At 60.9% G+C, this 18,795-nt stretch carries 21 protein-coding genes; 9 read left to right on the top strand and 12 right to left on the bottom strand.

The window, feature by feature from the left end:
- Nucleotides 1–3: 3 nt before the first annotated feature.
- Entirely contained in the window at nt 4–1,188 is a 1,185-nt protein-coding gene (gene cfaB / locus ABWL43_RS29070) for a C17 cyclopropane fatty acid synthase CfaB (RefSeq protein ID WP_145158346.1), read from the top strand.
- Nucleotides 1,189–1,323: 135 nt separating this feature from the next.
- Here the strand turns inward: cfaB and cls are convergent, their stop codons facing one another.
- Nucleotides 1,324–2,763, bottom strand: a complete 1,440-nt coding sequence (gene cls, locus ABWL43_RS29065) for a cardiolipin synthase (protein ID WP_262206802.1) — start codon at nt 2,761–2,763, stop codon at nt 1,324–1,326.
- Between the two features lie 131 nt (nt 2,764–2,894).
- Between cls and ABWL43_RS29060 the strand changes: the two genes are divergently transcribed.
- On the top strand, nt 2,895–3,416 hold the full coding sequence (locus ABWL43_RS29060; RefSeq protein ID WP_119741192.1) for a DUF3617 domain-containing protein: 522 nt from the start codon (nt 2,895–2,897) through the stop codon (nt 3,414–3,416).
- Here ABWL43_RS29060 and ABWL43_RS29055 read toward each other — a convergent pair.
- The 7 genes from ABWL43_RS29055 to folE2 are packed head-to-tail and all read right to left on the bottom strand — an operon-like array spanning nt 3,413 to nt 9,053.
- Nucleotides 3,413–4,750: a dihydroorotase gene (locus tag ABWL43_RS29055; RefSeq protein ID WP_404486061.1), complete on the bottom strand. Its 1,338-nt coding sequence runs from the start codon at nt 4,748–4,750 to the stop codon at nt 3,413–3,415. The two genes, ABWL43_RS29060 and ABWL43_RS29055, sit on opposite strands and share 4 nt — an antisense overlap.
- A gap of 3 nt (nt 4,751–4,753) precedes the next feature.
- Nucleotides 4,754–5,314, bottom strand: a complete 561-nt coding sequence (locus tag ABWL43_RS29050; RefSeq protein WP_017135756.1) for a DapH/DapD/GlmU-related protein — start codon at nt 5,312–5,314, stop codon at nt 4,754–4,756.
- Nucleotides 5,311–5,739 (bottom strand): phosphoribosyl-AMP cyclohydrolase, encoded by a 429-nt coding sequence (gene hisI / locus ABWL43_RS29045; protein WP_404486059.1) that lies wholly within the window; start codon nt 5,737–5,739, stop codon nt 5,311–5,313. The genes ABWL43_RS29050 and hisI overlap by 4 nt, the downstream gene beginning before the upstream one ends.
- Nucleotides 5,736–6,614: a metal ABC transporter substrate-binding protein gene (locus ABWL43_RS29040; RefSeq protein ID WP_404486057.1), complete on the bottom strand. Its 879-nt coding sequence runs from the start codon at nt 6,612–6,614 to the stop codon at nt 5,736–5,738. The genes hisI and ABWL43_RS29040 overlap by 4 nt, the downstream gene beginning before the upstream one ends.
- A gap of 11 nt (nt 6,615–6,625) precedes the next feature.
- On the bottom strand, nt 6,626–7,492 hold the full coding sequence (locus ABWL43_RS29035; protein WP_145158332.1) for a metal ABC transporter permease: 867 nt from the start codon (nt 7,490–7,492) through the stop codon (nt 6,626–6,628).
- On the bottom strand, nt 7,492–8,160 hold the full coding sequence (locus tag ABWL43_RS29030) for a metal ABC transporter ATP-binding protein (protein ID WP_404486055.1): 669 nt from the start codon (nt 8,158–8,160) through the stop codon (nt 7,492–7,494). The genes ABWL43_RS29035 and ABWL43_RS29030 overlap by 1 nt, the downstream gene beginning before the upstream one ends.
- A complete protein-coding gene (gene folE2 / locus ABWL43_RS29025; protein WP_404486053.1) occupies nt 8,157–9,053 on the bottom strand; it encodes a GTP cyclohydrolase FolE2 in 897 nt (298 codons plus the stop codon). The genes ABWL43_RS29030 and folE2 overlap by 4 nt, the downstream gene beginning before the upstream one ends.
- Nucleotides 9,054–9,181: 128 nt before the next feature.
- On the opposite strand from folE2, the gene ABWL43_RS29020 reads away from it, so the two are divergent.
- Nucleotides 9,182–10,393 (top strand): N-acetylmuramoyl-L-alanine amidase, encoded by a 1,212-nt coding sequence (locus ABWL43_RS29020; RefSeq protein ID WP_404486051.1) that lies wholly within the window; start codon nt 9,182–9,184, stop codon nt 10,391–10,393.
- On the opposite strand, the gene ABWL43_RS29015 is transcribed toward ABWL43_RS29020, so the two are convergent.
- Nucleotides 10,390–10,758, bottom strand: coding sequence for a glutamine synthetase (locus tag ABWL43_RS29015; protein WP_404486049.1), 369 nt, complete (start codon nt 10,756–10,758; stop codon nt 10,390–10,392). The genes ABWL43_RS29020 and ABWL43_RS29015 overlap by 4 nt on opposite strands.
- A 126-nt stretch (nt 10,759–10,884) precedes the next feature.
- On the opposite strand from ABWL43_RS29015, the gene dksA reads away from it, so the two are divergent.
- The 4 genes from dksA to ABWL43_RS28995 are packed head-to-tail and all read left to right on the top strand — an operon-like array spanning nt 10,885 to nt 14,173.
- Nucleotides 10,885–11,289: an RNA polymerase-binding protein DksA gene (gene dksA / locus ABWL43_RS29010; protein ID WP_145158317.1), complete on the top strand. Its 405-nt coding sequence runs from the start codon at nt 10,885–10,887 to the stop codon at nt 11,287–11,289.
- A gap of 27 nt (nt 11,290–11,316) precedes the next feature.
- Entirely contained in the window at nt 11,317–12,522 is a 1,206-nt protein-coding gene (gene zigA, locus ABWL43_RS29005; RefSeq protein WP_404486047.1) for a zinc metallochaperone GTPase ZigA, read from the top strand.
- Nucleotides 12,522–13,166 (top strand): DUF1826 domain-containing protein, encoded by a 645-nt coding sequence (locus ABWL43_RS29000; protein ID WP_404486045.1) that lies wholly within the window; start codon nt 12,522–12,524, stop codon nt 13,164–13,166. The genes zigA and ABWL43_RS29000 overlap by 1 nt, the downstream gene beginning before the upstream one ends.
- Before the next feature lie 44 nt (nt 13,167–13,210).
- Nucleotides 13,211–14,173, top strand: coding sequence for a CobW family GTP-binding protein (locus ABWL43_RS28995; protein ID WP_404486043.1), 963 nt, complete (start codon nt 13,211–13,213; stop codon nt 14,171–14,173).
- Here the strand turns inward: ABWL43_RS28995 and ABWL43_RS28990 are convergent.
- Entirely contained in the window at nt 14,167–14,562 is a 396-nt protein-coding gene (locus ABWL43_RS28990) for a DUF3301 domain-containing protein (RefSeq protein ID WP_145158305.1), read from the bottom strand. The genes ABWL43_RS28995 and ABWL43_RS28990 overlap by 7 nt on opposite strands.
- A 117-nt stretch (nt 14,563–14,679) precedes the next feature.
- Between ABWL43_RS28990 and pdxY the strand changes: the two genes are divergently transcribed.
- The gene (pdxY, locus tag ABWL43_RS28985) at nt 14,680–15,552 is read left to right on the top strand and encodes a pyridoxal kinase PdxY (protein ID WP_404486041.1); all 873 of its coding nucleotides are present in this window, start codon (nt 14,680–14,682) and stop codon (nt 15,550–15,552) included.
- Nucleotides 15,553–15,594: 42 nt separating this feature from the next.
- On the opposite strand, the gene ABWL43_RS28980 is transcribed toward pdxY, so the two are convergent.
- The gene (locus tag ABWL43_RS28980; RefSeq protein WP_404486039.1) at nt 15,595–16,080 is read right to left on the bottom strand and encodes an acyl-CoA thioesterase; all 486 of its coding nucleotides are present in this window, start codon (nt 16,078–16,080) and stop codon (nt 15,595–15,597) included.
- A 292-nt stretch (nt 16,081–16,372) separates the two neighbouring features.
- Between ABWL43_RS28980 and ABWL43_RS28975 the strand changes: the two genes are divergently transcribed.
- Complete coding sequence (locus ABWL43_RS28975; RefSeq protein WP_177016739.1) at nt 16,373–18,136, top strand: cation:proton antiporter; 1,764 nt, start codon at nt 16,373–16,375, stop codon at nt 18,134–18,136.
- 162 nt (nt 18,137–18,298) lie between these two features.
- Here the strand turns inward: ABWL43_RS28975 and ABWL43_RS28970 are convergent, their stop codons facing one another.
- On the bottom strand, nt 18,299–18,706 hold the full coding sequence (locus ABWL43_RS28970; RefSeq protein WP_017135771.1) for an SMI1/KNR4 family protein: 408 nt from the start codon (nt 18,704–18,706) through the stop codon (nt 18,299–18,301).
- Between the last annotated feature and the right edge of the window lie 89 nt (nt 18,707–18,795).

The following is an 18,795-nucleotide window of genomic DNA, read 5'->3' as shown; positions in this document are numbered from 1 at the left end:
CTCATGCTCGCGCAACTTCCACCGGCCTTACAGAATCTCAAGCTACCGCTGCGTCTTCGACTCTGGGACGGCCATGAATTTAACCTGGGCCCCGAGCCCAGTGTGACGATCGTGGTAAAGGACCCCACGGTCGTGTCCAGCCTGACTCATCCAACGCTGGACTCATTAGGCGAAGCCTTCGTCGAGGGCAGACTGGAGCTGGAAGGCTCCATCAGCGAAGTAATCCGAGTATGTGACGAACTGAGTCACGCCCTGATTGAAGACGACGAGGAGAGTCGTCCGGTACGCTCGATCCACGACAAGGCCACTGATGCCGCGGCCATTTCCTACCATTACGACCTGTCCAACGAGTTCTACCAGCTGTGGCTGGATCAGGACATGGCGTACTCCTGCGGTTATTTCGAAACCGGCAGCGAATCGATCGATCAGGCCCAACAAGACAAATTTCGCCACCTGTGCCGCAAGTTGCGGCTGCAGCCAGGCGAGTATTTGCTCGACGTCGGCTGTGGGTGGGGTGGGCTGGCGCGTTTTGCGGCGCGCGAGTTCGGCGTCAAAGTGTTTGGTATCACGCTGAGCAAAGAACAGTTGGCGCTGGCTCGTGAACGGGTCAAGGCCGAGGGGCTGGAAGACCAGGTAGACCTGCAACTGCTCGACTACCGCGATCTGCCTCAGGACGGTCGTTTCGACAAGGTGGTGAGCGTGGGCATGTTTGAGCACGTCGGCCACGCCAACCTGGCGGAGTACTGCAAGGTGCTGTTTGGCGCCGTGCGCGAAGGCGGCCTGGTGATGAACCACGGCATCACCGCCAAGCACACCGACGGTCGCCCCGTAGGCCGTGGCGCCGGCGATTTTATCGAGCGATATGTGTTCCCCAACGGCGAGCTGCCGCACCTGGCGATGATGACGGCGGAAATCAGCGAAGTCGGGTTGGAAGTGGTCGACGTCGAAAGCCTGCGCCTGCATTACGCGCGCACGCTGGACCATTGGAGTGAACGCCTGGAAGACAACCTCGAGGCGGCCGCCAAGATGGTGCCGGAGCAAGCGTTGCGGATCTGGCGGCTGTACCTGGCCGGGTGCGCATATGCGTTTGCGCGGGGCTGGATCAACTTGCACCAGATATTGGCAGTGAAGCCTCACGCTGATGGCAGCCATGAACTGCCGTGGACGCGGGAAGATATTTACCGCTGATCTTCAGCACACTGCAGATCAAAAAACTGTGGGAGCTGGCTTGCCGGCGATGGCGGTGTATCAGGACCAGATGGGTCGACTGATACACCGCTTTCGCCGGCAAGCCAGCTCCCACATTTGTTTCTGTGTTGTTTGTTAGAGAATCGGTGAGATCAAACGCGCCACTCGCATGCCCAGCTGTTGCAGGCGGCGGGTCTCGAGGCTTTCTTCGTGGCTGACTTCATGGGCTTGTGCGAAGTCGTCCAGCAGCATCTGCTCCACCTGGCTGGCAAACGCTTCATCGACCGTCAGCAACATCACTTCAAAATTCAGCCGGAACGAACGGTTGTCCATGTTCGCACTGCCGATTGCGCTGATTTCGCTGTCCACCAGCACCACTTTCTGGTGCAGGAAGCCCGGCTTGTAGCGGAACACGCGCACGCCAGCGCGTACGGCTTCGATGGCGTAGAGGCTGGAGGCGGCGTAGACGATACGGTGATCAGGCCGCGACGGCAGCAGCAGGCGCACATCGACCCCGCGCAAAACCGCCAGGCGCAGGGCGGCGAACACCGCTTCATCGGGTACGAAATACGGGCTGGTGATCCACACGCGCTCGGTCGCGGCATGGATAGCCTCGACGAAAAACAGCGAGCAGGTTTCATACGGATCGGCCGGGCCGCTGGCGAGCAATTGGCAGAGCACGCCGTCTTCGGGGTAGGCGTCAGGCAGGATCAGCGGCGGCAGCTCGCGCGCGGCCCAGAACCAGTCTTCGGCAAACGACTCCTGCAGGCACGCCACCACCGGGCCGGTAACCTGCACGTGGGTGTCGCGCCACGGCGCCAGTGGCGGTTTTTTGCCCAAGTATTCATCGCCGACGTTATGCCCGCCGACAAAGCCGGTGAGGCCGTCGACCACCACGATCTTGCGGTGGTTACGAAAGTTGACCTGGAACCGATTGAGCCAGCCACTGCGGGTAGCGAACGCTTTGACTTTGACCCCGGCGTCGCGCAGCGACTGCACATAGCTGTGGGGCAGGGCGTGGCTACCGATGCGGTCGTAGAGCACGTGAATATCTACACCTTCGGCAGCTTTTTCCTTCAGCAGGGCGTGCAACTGCCTGCCAAGATCGTCGTCATGAATGATAAAAAACTGGAACAGCACCGCGGTCTTAGCCTGGCGAATCGCCGCGAAAATCGCGCTGAACGTGGCATCGCCATTAATCAGCAAGCGCACGTCATTGTTGGCCAGGCACGGCATGCGGCCCAATTTGGGCATGGCGCGCAAGGACGCATAGGCGTGGGAGTTGCGCGCTGTCAGGGCTTCTTCGACCCACGGGCGCCAGTTCAGCGCGGTGATGGCGGTGTGCATTTCCTGGTTGGCCTGGCGACGCGCCTGGATGTACGCGTCAAAGGTGCTGCGGCCAAAGATGAGGTAGGGAATCAGCGTCAGGTAGGGCATGAACATCAGCGACAAGGCCCAGGCGATCGAGCCTTGGGCGGTCCTGACGGTCAGCACCGCGTGGATCGCGGCGAGCGTCCCGAGAAAATGCAGCGTGGCAATGAAGTAGGCGAGCAGGTGCGGGCCAAAAAAATCCATGAACGACATCACTCCAGGCAATCCAGTGCCCTAACAGACCATGTTCGACGACGAATGTCGCTATTTTATTTGCCGTGCAACACTGGCGCCTTTGCAGCGTCTAACGCCCACAATTACCCAGGAGTTACCCGATGAATGCTCGTCTGCTTGGTTTGGCCATGGTTGTTGGATTGACGCTGCCCGTGGCGGCTCAGGCGCAGATGCTGGCGCCGGGCTTGTGGGAATTGACCACCAGCAATATGAAAGTCGATAACCAGGACTTGCCCGACCTGTCGCTGATCCTCGGTCAGCTCAAGCAACAGATGACGCCCGAACAGCGCGCCATGCTCGAAAAACAGGGCATCACCATGGCCGGCAAAGGCGTGCAGGTTTGCCTGACGCCTGCCCAGGTCGCGTCTGATTCTATTCCCTTGACCGATCCGCAATCGGGCTGCAAACAGCAAGTGACCGACAAAACCGGCAACCAGTGGAAATTCCGTTTCAGCTGCCCGAAAGCCCAAGGCACTGGCGTTGCGACCTTCCAGAGCCAGCAGGAATTCACCACCACCGTCAACGGTACCTTCAATGCCACCGGCGTTCAGCAAAAGGGCAGCCTGGACACTCACGCCCAATGGCTGGGCAACGATTGCGGTACGGTCAAACCCCGCGCTTAACGCAGAAAGTGCAGGGGCAGCCCCTGGCAACTGTCGATCACCTGGCCGTTGTGCCACGCCAGGTGGCCGGACACCAGGGTGGTGCTGACGCTGTGGCGAAAGCTGCGCTCGGCGAAGGGCGTCCAGCCGCAGCGTGCGAGAATCGGCTGGCTGCTGACGGGTTTGCCTTCGGGCTCAGGTTTGATCAGCACCAGGTCGGCCCAATAGCCCTCGCGTAGATAGCCTCGATCCGGGATAGCGAACAGGTCGGCCACACGGTGACTGGTCTTTGCCACCAGTGTGGTCAGCGGCAAATGCCCGTCAATCACCAGCTCCAACAACGCCGGCAGCGCGTGCTGCACCAGTGGCAGGCCTGACGGCGCTTCGCGATAGCCCAACTGTTTTTGCGCCCAGGTATGCGGCGCATGATCACTGCCGATCACATCCAGACGATTACTCAGCAAGGCCAGGCGCAGCGCGTCGCGGTCGGCGCGGGTCTTGATCGCCGGGTTGCATTTGATCTGGTGGCCAAGGCGGTGATAGTCGCGGTCATCGAACAGCAGATGGTGCAGGCAAACCTCGGCAGTGATGCGCTTCTCGGCCAAAGGCTTGTCTTCGAACAGGGCCAACTCGCGAGCGCTGGTCAGGTGCAGCACGTGTAGGCGCGTGCCGTGTCGCTGGGCCAGTTCCACCGCAAAAGACGATGAGCGAAAACAGGCTTCGGCATCCCGGATCAGCGGGTGGGCGACGGCGGGAATGTGCTCGCCGAAGCGCTCACGCAGGCGCTGCTCATTCGCCAGGATGCTCGGCGTGTGTTCGCAGTGGGCGAGAAGGATGGTCGGTACTTCGGCAAACAGCCGCTCGAGAATTCGCGGGTCGTCCACCAGCATGTTGCCGGTGGAGGCGCCCATGAACACTTTCACCCCGGCGACTTCACGCGGATCGAGGGCGGCGACGATGTCCAGGTTGTCGTTGCTCACGCCAAAGTGAAAGCCGTAGTTGGCCACCGAGTGCAGCGCGGCGCGGCGCTTCTTATCGGCCAGGGCTTCCAGGTTCAGGGTGGCAGGGTGGGTGTTGGGCATGTCCATGAAACTGGTGATGCCACCGGCCACCGCCGCGCGGGATTCACTGTAAAAACTGCCTTTGTCGGGCGCGCCAGGGTCGCGAAAGTGCACCTGGTCGTCGATCATGCCTGGCAGCAGCCATTGACCCTGGGCGTCAATTTCCAGCGGCTCGTTGTAGCCTTCGAGGCTGGCGGCAATCTTCTCGATGCGGCCATTGGCGACCAGTACATCGGCATCGAACTCCCGGCCTTCATTCACCAGGCGGGCATTGCGAATCAGCAGGCGGCTCATGGTTCAGAACTCGTTTTGCAGGGCTTTGTAACCACGCACCAGGTCGACGTTGGTGCGCGCCACGTCTTCAGAAAACTCTGAAGCGCTGACACTCACCGGCGGAAATTGCGACAGGTCGGTGTTCGGGCCAATGCGGGTGGTGGAGGGCACGTAGAACGCGGCGGGCAGGTCGCGGCCGTCGACCACCGAGTTGTGGCGCACCACGCAGCCATCGCCGACGGCGCAGTTGAACAGCACGCTGTTGAAGCCGATAAACACGCGGTCGCCGACGGTGCAGGGGCCATGGACGATGGAGCGATGCGCGATGGAGGTAAATTCTCCAATGGTCACCGCCGCGCCGGATTTGGAGTGGATGACCACGCCGTCTTGAATGTTTGAATTGGCGCCAATGGTGATCGGGTCCATGTCGCCAGTGGCGTCGACTTCGTCAGCACGTATCACGGCGTAAGGGCCGACGAAGACGTTTTCGCCGATGATGACCTTGCCGCAGATGATCGCGGTTTTATCCACGTAGGCCGATTCGGCAATCACCGGCAGATCGCCGGAAGGGTTCTTGCGGATCATGCAGCGGGCTCCTTTTTTAGGGGCGAGGTGATGATGTGAACGTGGGCGCCGTCGATGGCGTTGTAGAAGCAGGTGGGCCGGCCGGTGTGGCAGGCCGGGCCTCGTTGGTCGACGATCAGCAGCACGGCGTCGCCGTCGCAATCCAGCCGGGCCTCGACCAGCTGTTGCCAGTGACCGGAGCTTTCACCTTTGCGCCACAGCTGCCCGCGCGAGCGCGACCAATAGCAGACTTGCCCGGTGGCCAGGGTTTCGGTGAGGGCCTGGCGGTTCATCCAGGCCAGCATCAATACCTCGCCGCTGCCGTGTTGCTGGGCGACGGCGGCAATCAGGCCGTCGCTGTTCCACGCCACGGCGTCGAGCACGGTGTCGAGTGGAAAGCGGCTGCCCATGGCAGCCTCTTCCAGGTCGAGCATGCTCAGGGTCATGGCTTGCTCAGGGCCGCGCACAGGGTGTTGAGGTTGTATTCGAACAGCCCGGTGAAGGTGCTGGCCGGGCCTTCGGCGGCGAGGGCGTCGGAGTACAAGGTGCCGCCGATCTGCGCGCCGCTTTCGTCAGCAATCTGCTTGAGCAGGCGCGAATCCTTGATGTTTTCCATGAACACGGCTTTGACCTTGTCTTTGCGGATCTGGGTGATCAGCGCCGCGACTTCGGCGGCAGACGGTTCGCGTTCAGTCGACAGACCCTGGGGCGCAAGGAACTGAATGCCATAGGCCTGGCCCAGGTAACCGAAGGCGTCATGCGAGGTGACGATGCGACGGTTGCCCGGTGGCAGCGCGCCGAACTGGGTCTTGGCCTCGGCCAGCAGGCGGTAGATTTCTTTCAGGTAGGTTTGGCTGTTGCGCTGGTAATCGGCTTTGTTGGCCGGGTCGGCGGCAATCAACGCCTTGGTGATGTTGTTCACATAGATTTCGGCGTTGGCCAGGTTATGCCAGGCGTGCGGGTCGGGGATGGTTTCGCCGTCTTCTTCCATGGTGTGAGAGATCACGCCTTTGCTGGCGGTCACGACCGTGGCTTTGGTTTCGGTACTGGTCACCAGGCGGTCCAGCCAGGGCTCGAAGCCAAGGCCGTTCTTGATGATGACCCGGGCCTTGAGCAGCGCCTTGGCGTCGTCCGGCGTGGGTTCGTAGGTATGGGCGTCGGCGTCCGGGCCGACCATGTTGCTGATCTGGATGTGATCGCCACCGATCTGGTGGGTGATGTCATCCAGAATACTGAAGCTGGTCACCACTTGAAGTTTGTCGGCGGCCTGAGCCATCGACAAGGGCAGCAGAAGGCTGAACATCACGAGTAGAGCGCGCATCGGGAAACACCTCATTGGGATGTAAGAGAGGGCGGGCGGCGCAGCAAGCCGTGCACCGGACCGAAGACCACGGACAGCAAATACCCGCCGCCCGCTACCAGCACGATGGCCGGGCCGCTGGGCAGTGAGTAGTAGAACGACAGCAACAAACCGAACCACACCGACAGGCATCCCAGCACCGCCGATACCGCAATCAACACCGGCAGGCGCCGGCTCCAGAAGCGTGAAGCAATCGCTGGCAACATCATCAAACCCACCACCATCAACGCGCCGATGGCCTGGAAACCGATCACCAGGTTCAGCACCACCAAGGTCAGAAATAACCCGTGTGCGAGTGGGCCGAGGCGGCTGACGGTTTGCAGGAACAGTGGGTCGAGGGTGTCGAGCAGTAACGGTTTGTAGATCAGCGCCATGGCGATCAGGCTGAAACCGGAGACCCAAAGCATGCCGGTGAGGGTGGTTTCATCCACGGCCAACGCGGAGCCGAACAGCAGGTGCAGCAAGTCCAGACGCTTGCCCGCGATGCCGAGAATCAGCACGCCGGCGGCGAGGGAGATCGGGTAGATGGCGGCAAGGCTGGCGTCTTCACGCAGGCCGGTGCGGCGAGTGATCCACGCGGATAAACCGGCCATGCTCAGGCCGGCACCGAGGCCGCCGATGGTCAGCGCGGGCAGGCTGAGCCCGGCAAACCAGAAGCCCAGCGCGGCGCCGGGCAGGATGCCGTGAGCCACCGCGTCGCCGATCAGGCTCATGCGCCGCAGGATCAGAAACACACCCAGCGGCGCGGTGCTGCAGGCGAGTACAAGCCCGCCGATGAGTGCGCGGCGCATGAACACGAAGTCGAAAAAAGGCATCCACAGGTGGGCGGCAAAGTGCATCAGGCCACCTGCATTTGGGGTTGGGGGCGGATCAGCTCTTTGCTGGGGCCGAACACGCAGCCGGTGCTTTTGATCTGCACCACGTGCTGGGTGTGGTGGCGCACGGAGGCCAGGTCGTGACAGACGACGATGATCGTGCGGCCTTGGTCGTGCCAGGCGTGAATGTGTTTCCAGCACAGCGCCTGTCCGTCTTCATCGAGGGCGGCGTGGGGTTCGTCGAGCAATAACACGGGCGCTTCGGCGAGGCTCATGCGGGCGAGCAGGGCGCGTTGCAGTTCGCCGCCGGACAAGGCCATCAGCGGGCGATGTTCCAGCCCACTGAGGCACCAGTCCTCCAGCACCGCCTGCAGACGTTCGTTGCGTTGGGCTGGCGTGAGCTGGGTGCCCCAGAAGCCGGCGGCGACCAGCTCTTGCAGGCTGATGGGGAACTGGCGATCCAAGTGCTGTTGCTGCGGCAGGAACGACAGGCCACCCCGGCGCGGAACCTCCACGCTGACCTTGCCCGCCAGCGGTTTTTGCAAACCAGCGATCACTTTGAGCAGGCTGCTTTTGCCGGTGCCGTTGGCGCCGATGATGCCGGTGAGGCTGCCTTTTTCCAGGGTCAAATCCAGTGCCGGGGTGAGCGGTTGCCCAGGTGCACCCCAGCGCAAAGCGTTACAGGTGATCATGCAGAGTCTCTCCTCCAGCGGCTTTCAGCCACGGCATCGTGCGCGTGCAGGCTTTCGGCGTGGATCACTTTCAGGTGGAAGGCTTTGACGGCATCCGAGCGTTTCAAGGCGAGGTTGAGGCGGCGTGCGGCGTCTTCACAGAACATCAGGTTCTGCCCGTTGGCCAGGGCGAAGGCTTGTTCGTCCGCACGTTTCACCGCGGTTTGCACGGCGGTACCGAGCGCGGCTTCGACGTCATCGATCAGGTCGGTGAGCGGCAAGGTGGACTGATTGGCGTCCAGCTCGATAGAGAGTTGTGCGCTGCTGCGTTGGCTGTGGGGCGTGGCGACGATGCCGTTGGCGCTGCCGAGCCAGGTCAGTACGTCTTCGTGTTGCAGCGGCGTGTTGGCGAAATCTTCAAGAAATTGCTGCTGAATCAATTGCCTGGCGAGCGCAGCGGAGCAGGGGCAGGTTGAGGAATAGGTAACGTCAATTTTTAGTTCCACGTGGAACATCTGGTTTTCCAGACGTGCCTCGATGCACACCGGGTAGCCTTTCCAGCCAGCCAATGGGCTAACCAATGCCGGGCGTTTGAGCAGCAAATCCGTGTGAATTCGTAGGTAGGCGTTCTTAGATAATCCTTCATGACTCTCAAGAAAGCGCTGCAGTACATTACGCAGAAGTGCAGGCGTAAGAAGCTGCTGGTCGAGCATTTCCAGGGCCAGGTACAGGCGCGACATATGAATGCCGCGGGCCTCGCCGTCGTCTAGGCTGACGCCAGCATCGGCGGTGGCAGTCAGGCGTTGGCCGTCGATGAGAATGGGCAAGGCGATGCCGCACATGCCTACCCAGTCGAGCGGCAAGGCTTGGCGTGAAGCCTGCGCGGCGATATCCGGCAGAGTCAGCGCATTCATGAGCAGGTCCATCGTTGGAAATAAAAAGACATGTTATATTATAACTATTGAGTCGACGATGATTTTTCTGCTCCAGCCTTTCTTCAGTCATGTCGAGCAGGGACGCTCCTCTATTCGCGGTATATGTCATGCACAGACGTCAGCTCCTCAACCTGCTGCTGGTCAGCCCTCTGTTCACCTTTCCATTGGGGGCTTTTGCCACGCAGATTCGCAATGCGCGCCTGTGGCGCTCCGACGACAAACTGCGGCTGGTGTTCGACCTCAGCGGCCCGGTGCAATACAAGACCTTTTCCCTGACCTCACCGGAGCGTTTGATCATCGACCTGAGCGGCGCCGGACTCAGCGGCGATTTCTCGCAACTGGCGTTGAAGAACAGCGGAATCACTTCGATCCGCTCCGGGCATTTTGGTAAAGGCGATACGCGCATCGTGCTGGACCTGGCCGCACCGATGCAGGTCAACAGCTTCTTGTTGCCGCCGCAGGATGGCCAAGGTCATCGCCTGGTACTCGACCTGAGCAGCGCCACCCACGCGCCGCGCCAGATCGCCGCGCAGCCGCAACCTCTGGTGGCGCCGGTGGACAAGGCGCATCCCAAGCGCGACATCATCGTAGTGGTCGATCCCGGCCACGGTGGCAAAGACCCAGGCGCAATCGGTTCCAAGGGCCAGCGCGAAAAGGACGTGGTGTTGTCCATCGCCCAATTGCTGGCCAAACGCTTGAAGCGTGAGAAAGGCTTTGACGTGAAACTGGTGCGCAACGATGACTTCTTCGTACCGCTGCGCAAGCGCGTGGACATCGCCCGTCAGCACAAGGCGGATATGTTTATCTCGGTGCACGCCGATGCCGCGCCACGGCTCACGGCCTCCGGGGCGTCGGTGTATGCGCTGTCTGAAGGCGGCGCCACCTCCGCCACGGCGCGCTTCATGGCGCAGCGTGAAAATGGCGCGGACCTGCTGGGTGCCACCACCTTGCTCAATCTCAAGGACAAGGACCCGATGCTGGCCGGGGTGATTCTCGACATGTCGATGAACGCCACCATCGCCTCCAGCCTGCAGTTGGGCAGCTCGGTGTTGGGCAGCCTGCAAAACATCACCACGCTGCACCAGAAGCGCGTGGAACAGGCAGGGTTTGCGGTGCTCAAGTCACCGGATGTGCCGTCGATCCTGGTCGAGACCGGGTTCATTTCCAACACCCAGGACGCTCAGCGGTTGGTCACTGCGCGCCATCAACAGGCGGTGGCGGATGGGCTTTTCGAAGGCTTGAAAAAGTACTTCGAGAAGAACCCGCCGATGAACAGCTACATGGCGTGGGTTCAGGAGCAGAAGAACGGCCAGGTCTAGCAGCCGGTAATGCGGCTGCACGTGAACTTCGCACGGGTGCCGCCTGAGCTGGAAAACCGGTTGATGGTGGTCCAGCCCACGCGGCGCGTGTAGCCGACCCACGCCTCACCATCGGACGCCAACCCGGTAAAGAACGTCAGCTGCCCATAGCGGCTGTTGGTCTGTGCCCAGTAGCGTTTGCCGATCACCTCGAAACCGCGCAAATACGTGGTGCTGCCGGCAGTCGCCACGCTGTAGGCATTCCCCAGCGGATCCACGCAAGCCAGCAGGTTGGCGCTGCGCACGCAGTTAGCCGCCAGGCTCGGCGTTTGTGCGCAGGCAGGTCCTGCCACTGCCAATAACAGGGCGCACAGCAGATATTTCATAAGGTTTCTCGGGGGATGGAACGGGCTCAAGCATTGCGCCCTTCGTCGTGACGAGCAAGGGGATTGGCTTATTTGTGTTGTTATACTATAACATAAAAGCACAGCCTGACCCGTGAACTGTTCTCCATGACTGAACAAGACCTCCTTGCCCAATCGCCCAACGATTACATGAATGAAGCCCAGCAAGGTTTCTTCCGCGAGCTGCTGCTGGGCCAGCGTTTTGAACTGCAAGCGCGCATCGAAGCCGAGTTCCTGGTACTGCGCGAGCAGGAAACCAACAGCGACCCCGCCGATGTCGGCAGCGCCGAGGAACAGCGCCAATGGCAACTGCGCCTGCTGGAGCGCGAAAAAAAGCTGCTGGACAAGATCGACGACGCGCTTGAACTGCTGGCCCGTGGCGAATACGGCTGGTGCCGTGAAACCGGCGACCCCATTGGCCTGAAACGCTTGCTGCTGCGCCCCACAGCGACCCTGAGTATCGAAGCCAAAGAACGTGAAGAGCTGCGCGAACGCCATCAACGGGCGATTTGACCGGCCAACCCTGATGAGGAACACCTGATGCCCAATCGTCTCCCCGTTACCGTGTTGTCCGGCTTTCTCGGCGCCGGCAAAAGCACGCTGCTCAACTACGTCCTGCGCAATCGCGACAATTTGCGAGTGGCGGTGATCGTCAACGACATGAGCGAAATCAACATCGACGGCAGCGAGGTGCAGCGCGACGTCACCCTCAACCGCTCCGAAGAAAAACTGGTGGAGATGAGCAACGGCTGCATCTGCTGCACCTTGCGTGAAGACTTGCTGGAAGAAGTCGGAAAACTCGCCAAAGAAGGTCGGTTCGATTACCTGTTGATCGAATCCACCGGCATTTCCGAGCCGTTACCCGTGGCCGAGACCTTCACCTTCCGCGACGAAAACGAGCAAAGCCTGGCCGATATCGCGCGCCTGGACACCATGGTCACCGTGGTCGACGGCATGAACTTCCTGCTCGACTACCAGGCCGCCGAAAGCCTGGCCTCACGCGGTGAGACCCTGGGAGAGGAGGACGAACGCTCAATCACTGACCTGCTGATTGAGCAGATCGAATTTGCTGACGTAATCCTGATCAGCAAGATCGACCTGATCAGCAGCCGTGAGCGCGAGGAACTGATGGCGATTCTCGAACGCCTCAACGCTCAGGCCGAAATTATCCCGATGGTCATGGGCGAAGTGCCGCTGAACAAAATCCTCAACACCGGCCGCTTCGACTTCGAGCGCGCCGCCCAGGCGCCGGGCTGGTTACAGGAACTGCGCGGTGAACATGTGCCGGAAACCGAAGAATACGGCATCGCCTCCACGGCTTATCGCGCGCGCCGACCGTTTCATCCTCAGCGTTTTTTCGACTTTATCGACCGCCCGTGGGTGAACGGCAAACTGCTGCGCTCCAAGGGCTTTTTCTGGCTGGCCAGCAAGCATCAGGATGCCGGCAGTTGGTCCCAGGCTGGCGGGCTGATGCGCCATGGTTTTGCCGGGCGTTGGTGGCGTTTTGTGCCGAAAAGCCAATGGCCGCAGGATCAAGAAAGCGTGGCGGCGATCATGGCCAACTGGCAGCTGAGTACCGGTGATTGCCGCCAGGAATTGGTGTTCATCGGGCAAAACATCGACTTCAACCACATGCGTGCCGAACTGGACGCCTGCTTGCTCACCGATGAAGAAATGGCCGTTGGCGTTGAAGGTTGGCGCCTGCTGGCTGACCCTTTTGGCCCCTGGTTCGAGCAGGTCGCCTGATGCTGGCCCCGGTTATCCCATTGCGCCCCGTGATCCGCCAAATGTGCGGTGAAACCCCGCTGGCGCTGGCTGACATTCTGGAAGACGGGGTGAACCTGGCGGTTTGGCAGCGTCAACTGCCGCTGCATATCGCCGAATTCGGTGCCCTGCTGGTGGCGCTCAATGAGCCGCTGGCCGATTCCATGGTAATTGAGCTCAACAACGAAGACGCTGTACCGAACTTGCAGGGTTTGGCGTCCAGTTGCCGTGATCTTGAAGGCTACGAAGGCTTTATTGCCGATGTGTCCTGGTTGGTCAGCGCGTTCGCCTGTTTGCTCGGCGCCAAACGCATTGGCGTGCGCTTGCGGCTGCTGGACAAGGCCATGTGCCCGCGTTTTCACGTTGACCACGTGCCGGTGCGACTGATCACCACCTACGCCGGCATTGGCAGCCAGTGGTTGCGCGAAGGTGTGATGGACCGCCGTAAGCTGGCCCAGTCGGACGCGCAACCCACCGAGCGCATCGAGCAGATCCTCTGTGGCGAAGTCGCCATGCTCAAGGGCACCCAATGGCATGGCAACGAAGCTCACGGCTTGATTCATCGCTCGCCTGCACTCAAGGCTGATGAGCGACGGTTGATCCTGACGCTGGATTGGCTCGCATAACCGGGTAGGATCAAGCTCTCTACACGGTCTGAATGATGCCACTGATGCTGCAGAACATTCCCACCCACGTGATTGCCGGGCCGTTGGGCGCCGGCAAGACCAGCCTGATCAAACACCTGCTGGCCCAACGCCCGGCCAACGAGCGCTGGGCCGTGTTGATCAACGAGTTCGGGCAGATCGGTCTGGACGCTGCCTTGCTCACTCAGGATGACGACGGCATTGCCTTGGGCGAGGTGGCAGGCGGCTGCCTGTGTTGTGTGAATGGTGCACCGTTCCAGGTAGGCCTGGGCCGCCTGCTGCGTAAGGCCAAGCCTGATCGGCTGTTTATCGAGCCTTCGGGCCTGGGCCACCCGGCGCAGTTGCTCAGGCAACTGCGGCAGGCGCCGTGGCAGGACGTGCTGGCGGTTCAGCCGTGCGTACTGGTGCTGGATGCCCAGGCGCTGGCGGCGGGTAAACCCTTGCCTGATGCGCAACGCGAGACGCTGGCCAGTGCCGGGCTGCTGGTGTTGAACAAGGATGAGGCGCTGGATGCCGCGCAGCGCCAGGCCATTGAACAGCAATTACCCGACTGCCCGCTTTACTGGACGCGCCGGGCGCACGTGCCGCTCGACCTGTTGCCCGGCTTGGACGCGCAAGGCCGCACTGCTGTGGATAACTTCGATGCGCCCAAAGGCTTAGCGCAGATGCCAGCCATCTGGACCGATCCGACGCTGCCAATCTGCCTTAGCCAGGCTCAAGAAGGCGGCTGGAGCATCGGCTGGCGCTGGCACTCTAGTCAGCAATTCGACACCGTGCGCCTGCACCGCTGGCTGACAAATCTGGTGTGGCGGCGCGCCAAACTGGTTATCCACAGCCCTGAAGGTTGGCTCAGTGCCAACGCTGTGGATAACGGCGCACTTCTCTGGCAACCGAGCGAATGGCGCCGTGACTCACGTATTGAATTGATCTTCAGTCAGCCACTGGACGTGGCTGCATTGCAGGACGCCTTGACCGCCTGCCGTCAGTGACGGTTCTTGCTGGCGTGGTCCTGGCGCCATTGGCTCAGCTCGATCACTTCAGCGCTGGGCAACGGCGTTTTGATCTCGAACGGGTAGGGCGCCAGTTCGATCTGCGCGCTGTGAGCACCAAACTGAGTGATCGTCCCGGGATGGCGTGCTTCGCCGGTCACGGTGAACTCAAAATTGTAGATGCGCGCCAGACGGCGCCGACCCTTGGCGTCCCTCACAAAACCGATGCGTTTCAACGCCACCGCGCCATCGAGCAGCTCGATATCGAGCTTGGCGCAATGCTGCTTGACCCGCTCCAGCGCCCGCTCGCGCAGGCCGTGGTTGTGCCAGACCCAGGCGGCGCCGGTCGCCAGCAGCATCAACACAAAGATGTTTCCCAGGGTCAGCATGCGATGAACTCCAACAAAGTGAGAGCAGCTTAACTGTGTCTCTGGTCTGTCGTATAGGCCGTGTTTAGTCGCATACTGCGCGGCCAGAATTTCAATGGCTTTACGGAAATCTCCCGCATGAAACGCACACCTCATCTGCTTGCGATCCAGTCTCATGTGGTTTTTGGCCACGCCGGAAACAGCGCCGCCGTGTTCCCCATGCAGCGGGTCGGGGTGAATGTCTGGCCGCTCAACACGGTGCAGTTCTCCAATCACACTCAGTATGGTCAGTGGGCGGGCGAAGTGTTGGCGCCGCAGCAGATTCCGGCGCTGGTGGAAGGGATTGCCGCAATCGGCGAGTTGGGTAACTGCGATGCAGTGCTGTCCGGCTACCTCGGTAGCGCAGCCCAAGGCCGTGCGATTTTGACCGGCGTGGCGCGCATCAAGGCCATCAACCCCAAGGCCTTGTACTTGTGCGACCCGGTGATGGGCCATCCGGAAAAGGGTTGCATCGTGCCCCAGGAAGTCAGCGATTTCCTGTTGGACGAAGCGGCAGCGATAGCGGATTTCCTTTGCCCCAATCAACTGGAGCTGGACAGCTTTGCCGGGCGCAAGCCGCAATCGCTGTTCGATTGCCTGGGCATGGCCAAGGCGCTGCTGGCGCGCGGGCCCAAGGCCGTGCTGGTCAAGCACCTGGATTATCCGGGCAAGCTGCCGGATGGTTTTGAGATGCTGTTGGTGACTGCCGATGGCAGCTGGCACTTGCGTCGGCCACTGCTGGCGTTCCCGCGTCAGCCGGTGGGCGTGGGCGACCTGACGTCGGGGCTGTTTCTGGCGCGGGTGCTGCTGGGTGACAGCCTGCTGGCAGCCTTCGAATTCACCGCCGCCGCGGTGCATGAAGTGCTGCTGGAAACTCAGGCTTGCGCCAGCTACGAGCTGGAACTAGTCCGCGCCCAGGACCGCATCGCCCATCCTCGCGTGCGCTTCGAAGCCACACCGATCGGTTTGTAACCCCACAACACCCAATGTGGGAGCGGGCTTGCAGCTCGGGTCTTACGGCCCGTCTGCCTTGATTTCCTGATAGCGCTTTTCCAGCTCCTGGCGAATCTGCCGGCGCTGTTGCGCCTGTACGAACCGGCGTTTGTCTTCGCTGTTGTGCGGCTGCAGTGGCGGCACGGCGGCGGGTTTACGCTGGTCGTCCACGGCCACCATGGTGAAGAAGCAGCTATTGGTATGGCGCACCGAGCGCTCGCGGATGTTCTCGGTCACCACCTTGATGCCCACTTCCATCGACGTGTTGCCGGTGTAGTTGACCGAGGCGAGGAAGGTCACCAGCTCACCGACATGGATCGGTTCGCGAAAAATCACCTGGTCCACCGACAAGGTCACTACATAGCGACCGGCATAACGGCTCGCACAGGCGAAGGCCACTTCGTCGAGGTACTTGAGCAGGGTGCCGCCGTGAACATTGCCTGAGAAGTTGGCCATGTCAGGGGTCATCAGTACCGTCATCGACAGCTGGGCGTTTCCGGGTTCCATAGCACACTCACGGGTTGTAGGCATCGGTTGGGGTGGCACCTCTGCGGGTGCTGAAATCTTTGCAGCGCCATCCCTAACGGGACGCCGGTGGGCGGCTTGCCGTCACGCCTGCACCGATCTGTTTCCATATATTGCACCGGCTTTCTGCCGGAAGTCGCGGTGTTAACCTTCAAAAGCCCGTCTCAGGGCATTTCTTACGATTAAGGCCGACTTTTCCTTCCGCTTATTGCGACCGTTCATAGGTGCCGGTGGAAGTGGGAAAAGCGCCAGTACCCTCAAGGAGCCCCTCGCCATGCACGCCATCAGCTTTATCCAGGACTTGGCCGTGATCATGCTGGTGGCAGGGGTTGTCACCATCCTGTTTCACCGCCTCAAGCAACCGGTGGTGTTGGGGTATATCGTCGCCGGGTTCATCATCGGCCCTCACACCCCGCCGTTCGGCCTGATCCACGACGAAGACACCATCAAGACCCTCGCCGAGCTGGGGGTGATCTTCCTGATGTTTTGCCTGGGCCTGGAGTTCAGCCTGCGCAAGCTGTTCAAGGTCGGCGCCACGGCATTTATTGCCGCATTCCTCGAAATCATCCTGATGATCTGGATCGGCTACGAAATCGGCCGCTGGTTCGATTGGAACACGATGGACTCGCTGTTCCTCGGCGCGATCCTGGCGATCTCTTCAACCACCATCATCGTCAAGGCACTCAACGACCTGAAGATGAAAAACCAGCGCTTTGCCCAGCTTATTTTCGGCGTGCTGATCGTAGAAGACATCCTCGGTATCGGCATCATCGCCTTGCTGTCGAGCATCGCCGTCAGCGGCACGGTCAGTTCCGGCGAGGTGTTTTCCACCGTCGGCAAACTCTCGCTGTTCATGATCGTCGCGCTGGTCATCGGCATTCTGCTGGTGCCGCGCCTGCTGGCCTATGTGGCCAAGTTCGAGAGTAACGAGATGCTGCTGATCACTGTGCTCGGCCTGTGTTTCGGCTTCTGCCTGCTGGTGGTGAAGCTCGAATACAGCATGGTGCTGGGCGCGTTCCTGATCGGCGCGATCATGGCCGAGTCCCGTCAGTTGATTAAGATCGAACGCCTGATCGAGCCGGTTCGCGACATGTTCAGCGCGATCTTCTTTGTCGCGATTGGCTTGATGATCGACCCACAGATCCTGCTGCAATACGCCTGGCCCATCGCGGTCATCACCGTGGCGGTGGTGCTGGGCAAAATGTTGTCCTGCGGCCTGGGGGCGTTTATCGCTGGCAACGACGGCCGCACCTCACTGCGCGTAGGCATGGGGCTGTCACAGATTGGAGAGTTTTCCTTCATCATCGCCGCATTGGGGATGACCTTGCAGGTGACCAGCGACTTCCTCTACCCGGTGGCCGTGGCGGTGTCGGCGATCACCACGCTGCTCACGCCGTACCTGATTCGCGGCGCCGACCCGTTGTCGTTGAAGATTGCGGCGGTGATGCCCAAGCGCATGAGCCGGGTGTTCGGTATGTATGGCGAATGGTTGCGCAGCATCCAGCCTCAGGGCGAGGGCGCAATGCTGGCGTCGATGATTCGCAAGATCATCCTGCAAGTGGGGGTAAACCTGGCGTTGGTGGTGGCGATCTTTTTTGCCGGCAGCTTTTTTGCGGCGCGCATCGGTGGGTATCTGGAGGGCTGGATAAGTGACCCAAGCTGGCAGAAGGCGTTGATCTGGGGCGGGGCGTTGCTGTTGTCGCTGCCGTTTTTGATTGCGGCGTATCGCAAGCTCAAGGCGCTGTCGATGTTGCTGGCAGAGATGAGCGTCAAGCCGGAAATGGCCGGAAGGCATACCCAGCGCGTACGACGAGTGATCGCCGAACTGATCCCCATCCTGTCGCTGCTGGTGATTTTCCTGCTGCTGGCAGCCTTGTCGGCCAGTATCTTGCCAACCAACAAGTTGCTGGTGCTGATCGCCGTGGTGGCGGCAGCGGTGGCGGCGGTGCTCTGGCGGTGGTTCATCCGCGTGCATACGCGGATGCAGGTTGCCTTGCTGGAGACCCTGGATAACCACAAGGACACGCCGGAGCACTAAGCCGAGTGGCGCATTCTTGTGGCGAGCGAGCTTGCTCGCGTTGGGCTGCGCAGCAGCCCTAAAACCGCCACATCGCAACATCTGAAAGAACGCGTCGCCCTGGTTGGGGCCGCTTCGCAGCCCAGCGCGAGCAAGCTCCTTTGCCACAAAAGCTTTGCGGAATCAGCTTTCCAGCCAGACGTCCCGCGCCCAGTGCCACACCGATTCCCAGGTTTCTTCGGTAACCAGTTCTTCTTCGCCGGACCACAGCACCACGGTGCCGTCTTCTTCGACGCAGTAGTAGTCGTCACCGTCCTGGCAGATCGGGATCATGCTGCGGTCAACACCGGCATCCCAGGCGTTGGCGGCCACGTCCGGCAGGTAGGTGTGGGACTGCGGGTCGGTAACCGTCACCGGCTCCAGGCTGCCATACACCACGTCGCTGACGGTGAGCAGGAATTCGCGGAAGACAAACGGGATGTCGATGAACAGTTGTTCTTCGATTTCCACAATTTGGTCTTCGTCAGGCAGTTCCAGAGGAACCGGGACCGGTTCGTTGGCTTCACGCAATTGTTCGATGATTTCTTCCACGGCCGGGATCCTCTTGCTAGTTGGCGCGGTTAATAGGGCGTTTTATACAGTAGCTCGCTATAAGTGCAACCGCGAAATAGAAAACCCCG

This window comes from Pseudomonas sp. HT11, from assembly GCF_044875395.1.
Lineage (GTDB): Bacteria > Pseudomonadota > Gammaproteobacteria > Pseudomonadales > Pseudomonadaceae > Aquipseudomonas.
The sequence above is the reverse complement of the archived record's forward strand: the minus strand, read 5'-3'. Positions and strand labels throughout refer to the sequence as shown.

Bases quoted from the DNA above. Each gene is read 5' to 3' on its own strand.
- cfaB (WP_145158346.1), top strand. From the start codon at position 4: ATGCTCGCGCAACTTCCACCGGCCTTACAGAATCTCAAGCTACCGCTG.
- cls (WP_262206802.1), bottom strand. From the start codon at position 2,763: ATGGATTTTTTTGGCCCGCACCTGCTCGCCTACTTCATTGCCACGCTG.
- ABWL43_RS29060 (WP_119741192.1), top strand. From the start codon at position 2,895: ATGAATGCTCGTCTGCTTGGTTTGGCCATGGTTGTTGGATTGACGCTG.
- ABWL43_RS29055 (WP_404486061.1), bottom strand. From the start codon at position 4,750: ATGAGCCGCCTGCTGATTCGCAATGCCCGCCTGGTGAATGAAGGCCGG.
- ABWL43_RS29050 (WP_017135756.1), bottom strand. From the start codon at position 5,314: ATGATCCGCAAGAACCCTTCCGGCGATCTGCCGGTGATTGCCGAATCG.
- hisI (WP_404486059.1), bottom strand. From the start codon at position 5,739: ATGACCCTGAGCATGCTCGACCTGGAAGAGGCTGCCATGGGCAGCCGC.
- ABWL43_RS29040 (WP_404486057.1), bottom strand. From the start codon at position 6,614: ATGCGCGCTCTACTCGTGATGTTCAGCCTTCTGCTGCCCTTGTCGATG.
- ABWL43_RS29035 (WP_145158332.1), bottom strand. From the start codon at position 7,492: ATGCACTTTGCCGCCCACCTGTGGATGCCTTTTTTCGACTTCGTGTTC.
- ABWL43_RS29030 (WP_404486055.1), bottom strand. From the start codon at position 8,160: ATGATCACCTGTAACGCTTTGCGCTGGGGTGCACCTGGGCAACCGCTC.
- folE2 (WP_404486053.1), bottom strand. From the start codon at position 9,053: ATGAATGCGCTGACTCTGCCGGATATCGCCGCGCAGGCTTCACGCCAA.
- ABWL43_RS29020 (WP_404486051.1), top strand. From the start codon at position 9,182: ATGCACAGACGTCAGCTCCTCAACCTGCTGCTGGTCAGCCCTCTGTTC.
- ABWL43_RS29015 (WP_404486049.1), bottom strand. From the start codon at position 10,758: ATGAAATATCTGCTGTGCGCCCTGTTATTGGCAGTGGCAGGACCTGCC.
- dksA (WP_145158317.1), top strand. From the start codon at position 10,885: ATGACTGAACAAGACCTCCTTGCCCAATCGCCCAACGATTACATGAAT.
- zigA (WP_404486047.1), top strand. From the start codon at position 11,317: ATGCCCAATCGTCTCCCCGTTACCGTGTTGTCCGGCTTTCTCGGCGCC.
- ABWL43_RS29000 (WP_404486045.1), top strand. From the start codon at position 12,522: ATGCTGGCCCCGGTTATCCCATTGCGCCCCGTGATCCGCCAAATGTGC.
- ABWL43_RS28995 (WP_404486043.1), top strand. From the start codon at position 13,211: ATGCTGCAGAACATTCCCACCCACGTGATTGCCGGGCCGTTGGGCGCC.
- ABWL43_RS28990 (WP_145158305.1), bottom strand. From the start codon at position 14,562: ATGCTGACCCTGGGAAACATCTTTGTGTTGATGCTGCTGGCGACCGGC.
- pdxY (WP_404486041.1), top strand. From the start codon at position 14,680: ATGAAACGCACACCTCATCTGCTTGCGATCCAGTCTCATGTGGTTTTT.
- ABWL43_RS28980 (WP_404486039.1), bottom strand. From the start codon at position 16,080: ATGGAACCCGGAAACGCCCAGCTGTCGATGACGGTACTGATGACCCCT.
- ABWL43_RS28975 (WP_177016739.1), top strand. From the start codon at position 16,373: ATGCACGCCATCAGCTTTATCCAGGACTTGGCCGTGATCATGCTGGTG.